General features: G+C 43.7%; 8 protein-coding genes. All 8 read left to right on the top strand.

Going from position 1 to position 12,634, the window contains the following annotated elements; genetic code table 11:
* Positions 1-205 precede the first annotated feature (205 nt).
* The 8 genes from leuC to L6I86_RS05040 all read left to right on the top strand — a co-directional run bounded on the left by leuC (position 206) and on the right by L6I86_RS05040 (position 12,436).
* Positions 206-1,627 carry a 3-isopropylmalate dehydratase large subunit gene (leuC, locus tag L6I86_RS05075; RefSeq protein WP_056614125.1) on the top strand — a complete coding sequence of 474 codons (1,422 nt, stop codon included), beginning with the start codon at positions 206-208 and terminating at the stop codon, positions 1,625-1,627.
* 68 nt (positions 1,628-1,695) lie between these two features.
* Positions 1,696-2,301, top strand: coding sequence for a 3-isopropylmalate dehydratase small subunit (leuD, locus tag L6I86_RS05070; RefSeq protein ID WP_028554372.1), 606 nt, complete (start codon positions 1,696-1,698; stop codon positions 2,299-2,301).
* Between the two features lie 263 nt (positions 2,302-2,564).
* The gene (locus tag L6I86_RS05065) at positions 2,565-4,055 is read left to right on the top strand and encodes an N-acetylmuramoyl-L-alanine amidase family protein (RefSeq protein WP_236285221.1); all 1,491 of its coding nucleotides are present in this window, start codon (positions 2,565-2,567) and stop codon (positions 4,053-4,055) included.
* Between the two features lie 68 nt (positions 4,056-4,123).
* Positions 4,124-4,711 carry a GerMN domain-containing protein gene (locus tag L6I86_RS05060; protein ID WP_236285220.1) on the top strand — a complete coding sequence of 196 codons (588 nt, stop codon included), beginning with the start codon at positions 4,124-4,126 and terminating at the stop codon, positions 4,709-4,711.
* 26 nt (positions 4,712-4,737) lie between these two features.
* Positions 4,738-7,476: an S-layer homology domain-containing protein gene (locus L6I86_RS05055; protein ID WP_236285219.1), complete on the top strand. Its 2,739-nt coding sequence runs from the start codon at positions 4,738-4,740 to the stop codon at positions 7,474-7,476.
* A 195-nt stretch (positions 7,477-7,671) separates the two neighbouring features.
* Positions 7,672-8,343, top strand: coding sequence for an endonuclease III (gene nth, locus L6I86_RS05050; RefSeq protein ID WP_171628747.1), 672 nt, complete (start codon positions 7,672-7,674; stop codon positions 8,341-8,343).
* Positions 8,344-8,368: 25 nt separating this feature from the next.
* Entirely contained in the window at positions 8,369-8,644 is a 276-nt protein-coding gene (locus L6I86_RS05045) for a hypothetical protein (RefSeq protein WP_028554377.1), read from the top strand.
* 87 nt (positions 8,645-8,731) lie between these two features.
* On the top strand, positions 8,732-12,436 hold the full coding sequence (locus tag L6I86_RS05040; RefSeq protein ID WP_236285218.1) for a dynamin family protein: 3,705 nt from the start codon (positions 8,732-8,734) through the stop codon (positions 12,434-12,436).
* Positions 12,437-12,634 lie beyond the last annotated feature (198 nt).

Raw genomic sequence — 12,634 nt, 5'->3', positions numbered from 1 at the left:
TTGGTGAATCGATGGCCAATTCGATATCGTTAGGAGAATGATAATCATTATCAATGTAAAAGTCAACCATTATATTATATATAGGAATAATCTATCAAGCTTATAGTTATTATATCTTGGAACTATGACGTGATCCGTGCTAAAGTACTTTATGAGGGTAAGACATTAGCAAACTAATGCGGATAATGACAAGAGGTGACTGGGTATGAGTAAAAAGACAATGTTCGAGAAGATTTGGGATAATCACGTTATTAACCAGGAAGATGGCAAGCCTAGCGTTATTTATATTGATTTGCATCTAGTACATGAAGTAACTTCACCGCAAGCTTTTGAAGGACTTCGTATGTCCGGTCGTAAAGTTCGTCGTCCTGACTTAACTTTCGCAACAATGGATCACAACGTGCCAACGAAAGACCGTTTCAATATTACGGATCCAATTTCCAAGCAACAAATTGATACACTTTCACAAAACTGCCGTGACTTCGGCGTTACACTTTTTGATTTGGACAGCCTAGATCAAGGTGTTGTTCACGTTATGGGACCTGAACTTGGTCTTACACACCCAGGTAAAACAATCGTTTGTGGCGACAGCCATACTTCGACGCATGGCGCATTCGGCGCACTTGCTTTCGGTATTGGTACAAGTGAAGTTGAACACGTAATGGCAACACAAACTTTGCAACAATCCAGAGCAAAATCCCTTGAAGTTCGTATCACGGGAAGTTTGAAACCAGGCGTAACAGCAAAGGATTTGATCCTTGGTGTTATCGCAAAATACGGAACAGACTTCGCAACAGGTTATGTTATTGAGTACACAGGTGAAGCGATCCGTGGTCTTTCCATGGAAGAGCGTATGACTGTGTGTAACATGTCCATTGAAGGTGGAGCTCGTGCTGGTCTAATTGCTCCAGATGCTACTACTTTTAACTACCTGCGTGGTCGTGAGTATGTTCCGCAAGGTGCTGATTTCGACGCAGCTGTAGCAGAGTGGACGAATCTTGTTACTGATGAAGGCGCTACGTATGACTGGGTATTGGAATTCGACGCAGATACATTGATCCCGCAAGTAACCTGGGGTACGAGCCCTGGTATGGGAACAAGCGTTACTTCCTTGGTTCCAGATCCACAAAGCTTCGAAACTGAGAACGAACGTAAAGCTGCTGAAAAAGCGCTTGAATATATGGATTTAACACCAGGAACACCTATGACAGAACTGAAAGTAGATTATGTCTTCATCGGTTCTTGTACAAATGGACGTATCGAAGATCTTCGTGCAGCAGCTAAAATTGCGCAAGGTTACTCCGTAGATCCAAGTGTAACGGCAATCGTTGTTCCAGGTTCTGGACGTGTTAAAATTCAAGCTGAAAAAGAAGGCTTGGATAAAATTTTCTCCGCAGCAGGATTTGAATGGCGCGATGCGGGCTGCAGTATGTGTTTGGCGATGAATCCAGACGTACTTCAACCAGGACAACGTTGTGCTTCCACATCTAACCGTAATTTCGAAGGTCGTCAAGGCCGCGGTGGACGTACACACCTTGTTTCCCCAGCTATGGCTGTTGCTGCAGCGATCAAAGGTCATTTCTATGACGTTCGTGATTGGGAAATTAAAGAATACCAACAAGCTTAATTTCGGCTAATTAATGTAATGTTTAAGATGCTAGTTTTGCTTAGCAAAACTTTAAGGAGAATGAGAACATGGAAGCTTTCAAACAACATACAGGTCTTGTAGGCCCTGTTGATCGTGTAAACGTAGATACAGATGCAATTATCCCTAAACAATTTCTTAAACGCATTGAGCGTTCGGGCTTCGGACAATTCCTTTTCTTCGAGTGGAGATGGGATGAAGCAGGTAACGTAATCGAGAATTTCCCATTAAATCAAGATCGCTATCAAGGAGCTTCCGTTCTGATTTCCAGAGCGAACTTCGGTTGCGGATCATCCCGTGAGCACGCGCCTTGGGCGATTCAAGATTTCGGATTCCGCGTTATCATCGCGCCTTCCTATGCAGACATTTTCTACAACAACTGTTTCAAAAACAGCATTCTGCCAATCAAATTGTCGGAAGAGCAAGTTGAAGATTTGTTCCAACGTACTGCGAAGCACGAAGGATACAAATTAAATGTTGATTTAGAAAATAAAAAGCTGACTGATGAGTACGGTCTTGAAATCCAATTTGATTTGGATGAACACCGTCGTCAATTCTTGCTACAAGGCTTGGATGACATCGGATTGACACTTCAACATGAAGCGAAAATTACAGCGTATGAGCAAGCTCACCAAAAACGATTAGCTTACAAATAAGCAAATGCGAGAAGACGTATCCCTAGTGGGATACGTCTTTTTTGTTTTTATTTTCAAGTTTTATATATAAATCTTGCAACTTTTGGCAATTTGCTTCGTCTAATAGGTTACTAGAATGTCGAAGTGAAGGAGGTTGTGCTGTCAGGTATAGGTTAATTTTGCTATAATATAAAGGAAGTTGATAGTTTCGTAGAATTAGCTGATTGGTTGCGTTCCTACATCCCCCGAAATCCCCCAATTCCGACATTACATAGAGGTGAATGATGAAATTTCCTGCATTTTGTTTGTTTTTGCTCGCATGTCTGTTGCTGCTGCCAACAACCGCCTTTGGAGCTGAAGCGCCAAAGCCGATTAAGCTTTATATGAATGAGAAGCAACTCGAAGTCCAAGGTGTTCAACCGCGTATTGTGAATGATAATACGATTGTTCCCGTTCGAATAATCGTCGAACAAATCGGTGCAAAAGTGAGCTGGGACGAAGCCACAAGTAAGGTAACAATCGTGAAGGACAAAATCAATATCCAACTCGTGATAAACAATGTAACAGCTATCATTAATGGTAAAAAAGAAACGTTAGAAGTAGGACCTAAGATCGAAAATGGCTCAACAATGCTTCCGCTGCGTTTCATCGGTGAAGTATTGGGTATAGAATTTAAGTGGGATGGCGCTACTTCTTCCGTGCATATGTTCAAAGATATTGAATCGGATTCTAAACCAGTCACGGGTCCTGTAGAAGTTGTAGTTCCAGATGGAGGTACAGTAAATCCGGAGACCAAACCTCCAGGAACGAAACCTTCTACCGGGACAAACACAGGAAACGGTTCGGGAGCAGGTACTGGAAGTGGAAATGGTACAGGAACAGGTACAATCACGCCAGACCCTTCCGTTCACGTGATTACGTCTATCTCACTATCAGAAACGGAATTTTCTGTCATTGCTAAGGATGGGAGCCTAAGTCCGAAGGTCTTAACTCTATCGAATCCTTCGCGTCTCGTGTTTGATTTCCCTAACACCACATTGGATGAGTCACTGCAGAAGCTACTTGTTAAAAATTCCGGAGAATTACCATCCAAGCAGCCGTTAGTGTCCAAAGTGCGATTTTCAAATTTCAACGATAATCCGGCTACAGTTAGAGTTATTCTGGATTTAAACGCGCCAGCGGAGTACCAGACGATTACATCCAAACTTCCTAATCAATGGAAGGCTTCAATTGGTGAGAGGAAATTAACGGTTATCATCGATGCTGGTCACGGTGACAACGATCCTGGTGCACTTTCCATCACGGGTAAGCATGAGAAGGAATTTACACTTGCTACAGCGAAGAAGGTAGAGGAACTATTAGCGAAAGATAAGCGGATGCATGTCCTGATGACCCGTTCTGATGATACTTTTATTCCGTTAGATGATCGAGTTTCTTTTGCTAATGATATTTCAGCAGACTTATTTTTATCGATCCACGGAAATAGTGCCAAAGCAACGGTATCAGGAACGGAAACATACTATAACAGGCCAGAAAGCTTAGATTTCGCTAACGTAATTCATAAGTACGCTGTTCCAGCTACTGGGTTTGCTGATCGAAAGGTTCGTCAAGCAGATTTCCGCGTTATCACCAAAACTAGTATGCCTGCAGTCTTGCTTGAAGTTGGTTATTTGTCCAATAAGAATGATGAATCTGCCATGTATAAAGAGACATTCCAGGACAAATTAGCTGCTTCACTTGTTGCCGCGATTAAGGAATATTTGAACCTTAAATAAGCATGTAGACCATCAAGCGGATCAAACTAGGCTAGCCTGTCTAGGCATAATGCTAAGGAGTGAATAAGATGAACAAAACAAGTCGCCTAGTTCAAGGAGCGCTCCTTGTAAGTGCCATCACATTGTCTGTTACGGCTTGTGGCCAGAAAATTCAATTATCTGGGGCCGCTACTACGGCACCGCAGTCAACTTCAACACCAATTGCAGCATCTTCCATACCAACGGTCACGCCGAAACCTACAGTTGCCCCTCTGAAGCAGTTGCAGGTAAAAGCCTATTACAGTGACCAAGATGAAATGAAGCTCGTTGAAAAAGTGGTCACAGTGAGTGTTGAGAAGGATTCTGATGCGTATGAGGCTGCTCTTAAAGCACTTCAGAAGAGTGATGATCCGAAGGCTATTCCCTTATTTGATGATTTGAAATTCACAAGTGTGAAATTTGATAGCGTCAAAGGTGAAATGAAGCTGGATATGACATTCGGTCCCAAAACACAATTAGGTGCTCCTGGGGAAGAGTTATTCATACAAGCACTGAAGAAAACGATTTTTCAATTCCCAGAAGTAAAAACATTGTATGTACTTAAAGACGGTAAGCAGGTAGATAGTTTAATGGGACATTTGGAGCTTCCATACCCGATTAAACGGCCTACTAATTAGGATCTGAAGAGGAGTTAACTTTGATTATGAAAAATAAGCAATTGGCGAGTGCTATCGTAAGCTCATTAATCATCACAAGTCTAGCAGGTACGCCAGTCCTTGCAGCACCCGTGAATACTTCAACCACTTCAACCACTTCAACGACAACCTCCAATTCGAATGTTCGTCTTTCTTTTAATGATGTGAGTAGTAACTACTGGGGGATTCGCCACATTTCGAAGCTTGCTTTGGAAGGTGTTATTGAGGGAGTAGGAGATGGCATCTATTCACCAGAAACTTCGGTAACGCAACAAGATGTGCTAATTATGGCTACACGGATGATGGGTTTACAAGCAGATGTCGATAATTTGGCGTCGGAAACGGTGTTTCCTGATTTCATGTTAGTTGATAAATATGCTCGAAACTACGTAGCACTAGCCCTACAAAAAGGCTTGATTTCAACAGAACAAGAAAAATTAAGAAGTCAAGGTACGAAGCTTGTTGGCAATTGGGGACAACAAAAAGCGACAAGAGAATGGGTAGCTGAAGTCGTCATCCGAGCTATTGGCAAAGCTTCTCTTGCACAAAGTTTATCGAGCCAGGCAACATCATTTACAGATAATACGCAGATTAGCAGCAGTGCATTAGGATTCATTAATGCAGCCGTAGCTCTGAAAATCGTAGATGGGTTCGAGGATGGTTCTTTTCAACCGAAAGGCGCTGTAACTCGTGCGCAAATGGCGGCTTTCCTAAGTCGTTCTCAAAAGGATTCGATTACTTTGCCAGAGCGTGCGAAGAAGGGCTATTTGACTAGCCTAACGAGCGGCAGCATCGGACTTATGGATAAGGATGGGAATACTAGTACTTATAAAATTTCACCAAATACCGTATTTTTCGGAAACAAAGATGATGTTGCCATATCACCAAAAGTTCTGCAAGAAACATATGAAATATCGATTGTTCAAGTAAACGGAACAGCTTATTATGTAGAAATTCTAAGTGATGAACTGCACATGGACATTCACGAAGGTCAGTTGTTAAAGCTGAATCTGACAACGATGAAAGCAACCCTCGATGATTATGAAAGCTACGATTTAGCATCGGATGTTGCTGTAACAGATATCGAAGGGCGAGGACTTAGCCTAGGTGAGATCGTTGCGGGCAGCACGATTCAAATTCGTAAAAGTCAGCTTGTGGACAGCGACAAATATACGTCTATCGTTGTGAAACAAATCCCGGTGAATAAAACAGCGGTTGGCGATATTCAGACGTTAAACAAAGACGCTATGCAATTGACGTTGCTTGAGTCCGCAACAGGTGAGCCTGAGACGTTTGGCTTCTCGAGTAATGTAGTTGCGACACTTGCAGATAACACATTGATTAGTGTAGATGCGATACATGTTGGCGATACGGTAGAGTACACGGTCAAGAATAGTGAGATTGTTAAGATTATCGTTAAAAAGCAAGCGGATGTTGGAACGAGTGTCGAAGGAACGTTCAAACAATTTACGGACGATCATTCGACGATTTTAATCAATAAAACTTCTGGTAAGACAGTCGATGCCTTTGAATTGAGTAATAATGCTAGCGTTGTTATTAATGGTTTAACGAACGCAAGTATTTATGATTTGGCTGCTGGTGATCAATTAAAGCTAGACGTGTTGAATAATAAGGTTACAACGATTACAGTTGTAAACCGATCGATTGAGAATTTATATTTTGCCAAAATCATTGATTATAAGGACTCATCAAAAATTCTAACGGTTACAGATAATGCTGGAAATCCAAATGCTTATATTTTAAATGATGGTATTTCCATCACGTTTAATGGCAGCAAATTGCCGTTTAGCTCTTTTAATGGTATTTTTACCCCAGGTAAATATGTAGATGTTCTGGTTTCAAATAAAAAAGTGTTGAGTATTCAAATGTCCACGCAGTTAGACGGCGCATTAACACAATTGAATTTACAGACGAATGATGTCACGTTGAAAACAGATAGTGGGCAAAGCTTAACGTTTAAACTGAACTTTACACCTATCGTTGAAGTTGCAAATAAGCCGAACAGTACGCTTTCTGATTTGAAAGTGGGAGATAAAGTAAGTCTTCTGCTTAGCTATGATCAAACGACTGTAACTAAAATCGTCACAACGAACACGACGATATACAAAACCCTTCTAACCAATGCGAACTTGAAACAAGCTACGGTTATGGATGGCACGAATACGAACTATACAATCGCATTAGATGGTGTTTCCCTTGTGAAAGCCGATGGTACTAGTGCAGTGTTCGCTGATTTGGCGATTGACGACTATCTGAAATTGACATTCAAAGGGCTCGCGATTACGAAGGCAGAGTTAATAACACCGATTCGTGGTAAAGTAACAGCTGTAAATGCAGCAGGTACAAGCTTGACTGTTCAAGATTTTACGGGTAAAAGTCAAGTCATTAGTGCAGGTAGCAATTACAATGTGAAACTTAACGGTGGTGCTGACTTGAGTTTCTCCTCAATTAAAGTGGGGGATCGTGTTCAATTGATGAAAGATATCAATGATAAATTGCTCATCCAAGTAGCTGCAACTTCTAAACGTGAGTTTGATCAATACAGCTCTACATTGAACCAAGTTTACATGAAGACTAATAGTGCAGGTGATCGGACTGCTTACAATTTGTTCCCGAGAGCTTACTTCCATAATGGCTCCACAGTTGTACCGCTATCCTCCTATGTATCTGGTGATCAATTAAATCTGTATATCCTTGACAATAAAATTGTTGAGATTGAAAAATAGAAATTTGAACAAAAGATAGAGGAAAACCGTCTGTATTTGAGAAGCTAATCATCTCAAACAGACGGTTTTTTCTATTTTTCAAAAAAAAAATGTTTATTTTTTAGAAAATGTTCGCATTTTGACGCTTTCAAGGATTGATTATGACCTAACAATTCGCTAAACTGGAGAATATTACGATCCTAAGGAAGATCAGCTATGACACAGAAGACAGTAAGACATATTCTGGATACGATCGGTGAGCTATATCCGGATGCGCATTGTGAGTTGAACCACAGTAATCCATTTGAATTAACAATTGCTGTATTACTATCGGCTCAGTGTACGGATGAAACCGTGAATAAGGTTACTAAAGACTTGTTTGCGAAGTACAAACGCCCTGAAGACTACTTGGCTGTTCCGTTAGAGGAATTGGAGCAAGATATTCGGAGGATTGGACTATTTCGTAACAAGGCTAGTCATATTCATAAGCTGTGTCAATTGCTACTGGACAAGTTCGGTGGTGAAATTCCTGAGAAGCATGAGCAGTTAGTTGAATTGCCTGGTGTTGGACGTAAGACAGCAAATGTCGTTGTATCGAACGCTTTTGGCGTGCCGGCGATTGCGGTTGACACACATGTGGAACGAGTCTCTAAGCGATTAGGACTTGTGGGCTTGGATGATTCCGTGCTGGAAGTTGAAAAGAAGTTAATGAAGAAAGTTCCGCGAGACGAATGGACGCAAACACATCATCGACTCATTTTCTTTGGTCGATATCACTGTAAGGCACAGAACCCCAATTGCACATTTTGTCCTCTATTGGACAAATGCCGTGAGGGGAAGAAGCGTATGAAACCACAACCAACTAGGAAAACTATTACAAACAAATGAAATGCTGACAAAGGATGGGATTGAGATGAAATGCATCGCCGTATATACGAATAGCTTCGAATTGTTCTCCGATATTTATGAGCAAGTAATCAACACACCGTTAGCCGATAATGAGGAAAAAGTCATTGAAGGTGTAACTGTCAGTGAATCCGGTGAGGTTCCTCAGAACTACATAGACAAAATGAAAACAAAATCCGAGGTTGTTGTGATGAAAGTGAAGGATTCGGATATTACGATTCTTCAACATCGTGACGTTTTTGAAATTTTCCTACCGGAAAAAGAAAAAATCGCCCTCACGTAAGTCCAGAATCTCCCTTTGGGAGATTTTTTTTCTGTATAGCTGAGAGGTAGTACCAAAGAACAAATCATAGAGGAGCGGAATGAACGAATGACGCAATTAGTAGCTGGAAGCATCACGGTCATGCCGGATGCACTTAAGAAGATGCAGCAAGTGCTTGGGCATGCAGGTGATGGTGATAATGCCACGAAAATGGGGCAATTGCTGGATAAGCTCGATAGTGGACGGATGAATATTGCGTTCTGCGGGCATTTCTCTGCTGGAAAATCAACACTTATTAATCAGCTGTGTGGCCAAGCTTTGTTACCATCGAGTCCAATTCCAACGAGTGCTAACATTGTTAGTATACGCAATGGGCAACCTGGTGCGCATGTAACTCATCGCAGCCATGAAGGGAAGGTCAACCCACAAGGGATGACAACAACCATTCCACTCAGCGAGTTAGAAGCCTATTGTGTGAATGGAACAGATATCGAAACCGTTGAGATTACTTACCCTATTCCCTTTCTCGGTGAAGATACAGCTTTGCTGGACACGCCGGGCATTGATTCTACAGATGATGCGCATCATCAATCTACCGAGTCTGCTTTGCATTTAGCTGACGTGGTGTTCTATGTCATGGACTATAACCATGTGCAATCTGAAGTGAATTTAGCATTCACAAAGAAAATGAAGGAGTGGGGGAAACCGCTCTATCTTATTGTTAATATGATTGATAAGCACAAGGAATGGGAGCTTCCTTTTGAGCAGTACCAAAGTGGAACGAAGCAAGCCTTCTTAAATTGGGGTATTGAACCTGATGATCTGTTGTTTGTGACGATGAAGGAGCCAGCTCATCCACATAATGAGTATGCTAAGCTGCAGTGGTTGCTGAGCCGCCTTATCGAGCGCGGTGATATCTTGCGAAGCTATAGCATTGATGCATCTGCACGCTATTTGGCTGCCGAGCACAGCAAATGGTTGGCGGAGCAACATGAACCTCAGAAGGCGGAGTTGCTGGAATCGCTCAACGAGGAAGGCGATGTTGAAGACGTTCAAACGTTGGCAGCTGCCAAGCAAGCCGAACTTATGGCATTGAACAATTTGCCAGAATTGTTAATTACAGATCTTCGTAAAGATGTTGGCGCCATTATTGAGAATGCAAATATTACGCCTTCGCTAACGAGGGATAATGCTAATGCCTATTTGGAGAGCCGTAAACCCGGATTTAAGGTTGGATTTTTCTCAAGTGCAGCAAAGACTGCTGCAGAGCAAGAGAAACGGCTAACCGCGTTTCAGGCCGATTTGGCAGAGCAAGTAGAAGCACAGCTGGATTGGCATTTGCGTGATGCGCTGAAAAAGGCAGCAAGCGATCAAGGTCAACATGATGCTGCGCTAATTGCACAGATTGAAGCGTTGAAGGTCGAGGTTACTGGCGATTTGATCAGTTCACAAGTGAATACAGGAGCAACGTTTGGCGGCGAGTATACGCTTAACTACATGAAGCAGCTAGCTGGCGAACTGAAGCTGCAGTACCGCAAACTGGCGTTTACGGTGATTGACATCATCGCGACTTCGGTCCGCGATAACACACTTCCAGCAGCCGCTGCGCTAGCGACTGAGCTGCAAGCCCTAAGCGGCCGGCTGAGCGCCAGCCGCGAGATCGCGCGCCTCGAGGAAGCCGAGGCGGCAGCTGAGACCCAGCTGCTGGGCATGGCCAGCTGGGAAAGACCTTCTGCGCCGGCGCTGCCGGATGCGCAGCAGTACATGGCCATGGAGGAGCCGGCAGCAGCCCCGCTGAGCGGGGCTAACCTGCACGTGACCTCCATGGGGATGATCCTGCAAGCCGCGTCATCAGTAGCGTCGGCGGCTGCAGGCACGGACGCGGCTGCTGCCGTGCCGTCCGCAGTGCCGTCATCCGTGTTCACCACTGGTGAACACGGCAAGCGCATGGAGCGCAAGGCCGCCGACTTGCAGGCGGCTTCGAGCCTCATCGACGGGCTACCGTCGATGCGGTCGCTCGCGCGCTCCATGCGCGAGAAAGCGGATCGTCTGCGCCAGCGGACGTTCACAATTGCGCTGTTCGGCGCGTTCAGCGCTGGTAAATCTTCGTTCGCCAATGCGTTGATTGGTGAACGGGTGTTGCCAGTGTCGCCGAATCCGACGACGGCGGCGATCAACAAGATCATGCCGCCGACGGAAGAATGGCCGCATGGTACGGCTAAGGTCAAGATGAAGAAGGCTGACGCCATCTTGGAAGATGTCCTGTACTCGCTCCAAATTCTTGGCGTAGAGGCCACGGATATGACTAGCGCTTTGAAGCGGATTAGTCAGCTTTCACCTGCTGACGTAACAGCCAAGGGAAAACCGCATTTCTCGTTCCTGAAAGCCGTTGAAAAAGGCTGGGAAGCAGCCTCTAATCATTTGGGGACTGAACTTCGGATCACCAAAGATGAGTTTTCAAGTTATGTGGCGGAAGAACATAAATCCTGCTTTGTAGAATTTATTGAATTGTATTATTCCAACCCACTGACGGATCAAGGTATCATTTTCGTGGATACACCAGGGGCAGATTCCATTAACGCTCGACATACGGGTGTTGCTTTTAACTATATTAAAAATGCAGATGCCATCCTATTCGTCACTTATTATAACCATGCTTTTTCCCAAGCGGATCGTGAGTTCCTACTCCAGCTAGGCCGTGTGAAGGATAGCTTTGAAATGGATAAAATGTTTTTCATCGTGAATGCAGCTGATTTAGCGGCAAGCTCTGAGGAGCTGGCAGGTGTCGTTAAGCATGTGGAAACGAATTTAGTGCAGCACGGCATTCGTCATCCACGAATTTATCCGATTTCCAGTTATTTGGCAGCAGAGGGTAAAATCAAGGGCGACGATAGCTTGGTAGTACAATCGGGTATTCAACCTTTTGAGCAGCAGTTTGTGCAGTTTACCTTGAATGAGCTTAGTGATGTCGCCATTCACTCGGCTAATCTCGAGCTGCATCGCGCCATTGGTACCATGCAGAAGTGGTTGGAGCGGGCACAGTCAGGTGAGGAAGAACGCAGGTTGCAATTGATCATGCTGGATGAGTCGGAGCAGCAGGGCTTAGATTTGCTTGATGACACGCGGTATGATGCGGAGCTAAAAGAATTGAAGAAAGAAATTCAAGAGTTGATGTACTATGTCAAGCAACGTACGATGTATCGGTTCGGAGAGCTCTATAATTTTGCATTCAACCCTTCAACTTTCCGTGATGAGGCCAAAGATCCGAAAGCCGCACTACAATTCGCTTGGAATGAACTATTACGTATGATTGGCCATGACTTGTCTCAGGAGGTTCTAGCGACTACACTACGTGTGGAGAACCGCATGAATCTCATCAGCACCAAACGGATGAATCGCTGGGGCGAGGAGCTTAGCTTACTGCTAGAAGGCTTTGAGAAGGCTGCTTACGAGTCGAATGCATTTGTGACACCTGAGGTGACAACGAAGCTCGAAGCGTCGGAAGTTAGCTTGAAGCTGCTTCAGAGTTATTTCAAGAATGCGAAGCAATTTTTCGAGGGTGATGGTAAGAGCAAGCTCAAAGCCGAATTAGAAAATCGGATCAATGCGCCGGTTGTTGCTTTTATTGAAAGTCAAACCTCAGAGCTTGAACAAGCGTATGGCATCCAATTAGAAAATTGGTTGCTAGCTCAGAAATCGATCATGGAGCAACAGGTCAAAGAGCACGCAGAAGGGCTTCGCGATGCGCTTCAAATGAAGATTGATTTGGATGAACTCATATCTAAACAGCATCAGTTGAAGGCATTTGTTTAGTTGTTAAACAAAAGGGGGACTAGGTTCTGCGGAACTTAGTTGCCCCTTTTTTTGGATTGCTCATGTAAGGGCTTTCATTGGCGGTTATCCCGATGATTTAAAAGAATAGGGGGGATTACTACACGATTTTGTGAATTTATGCCTAATTAAGCGTTTAAATCCGAGTATCCTCGAATTGCTCACATATAGTGATGGTGT

It is taken from the genome of Paenibacillus allorhizoplanae, assembly GCF_927798215.1.
In the GTDB taxonomy this organism is placed as follows: Bacteria; Bacillota; Bacilli; order Paenibacillales; family NBRC-103111; genus Paenibacillus_E; species Paenibacillus_E allorhizoplanae.
The sequence above is the reverse complement of the archived record's forward strand: the minus strand, read 5'-3'. Positions and strand labels throughout refer to the sequence as shown.

What these genes read in the sequence shown, in the direction of transcription:
- leuC (WP_056614125.1), top strand. Translation starts at nt 206, where the DNA reads ATGAGTAAAAAGACAATGTTCGAGAAGATTTGGGATAATCACGTTATT.
- leuD (WP_028554372.1), top strand. Translation starts at nt 1,696, where the DNA reads ATGGAAGCTTTCAAACAACATACAGGTCTTGTAGGCCCTGTTGATCGT.
- L6I86_RS05065 (WP_236285221.1), top strand. Translation starts at nt 2,565, where the DNA reads ATGAAATTTCCTGCATTTTGTTTGTTTTTGCTCGCATGTCTGTTGCTG.
- L6I86_RS05060 (WP_236285220.1), top strand. Translation starts at nt 4,124, where the DNA reads ATGAACAAAACAAGTCGCCTAGTTCAAGGAGCGCTCCTTGTAAGTGCC.
- L6I86_RS05055 (WP_236285219.1), top strand. Translation starts at nt 4,738, where the DNA reads ATGAAAAATAAGCAATTGGCGAGTGCTATCGTAAGCTCATTAATCATC.
- nth (WP_171628747.1), top strand. Translation starts at nt 7,672, where the DNA reads ATGACACAGAAGACAGTAAGACATATTCTGGATACGATCGGTGAGCTA.
- L6I86_RS05045 (WP_028554377.1), top strand. Translation starts at nt 8,369, where the DNA reads ATGAAATGCATCGCCGTATATACGAATAGCTTCGAATTGTTCTCCGAT.
- L6I86_RS05040 (WP_236285218.1), top strand. Translation starts at nt 8,732, where the DNA reads ATGACGCAATTAGTAGCTGGAAGCATCACGGTCATGCCGGATGCACTT.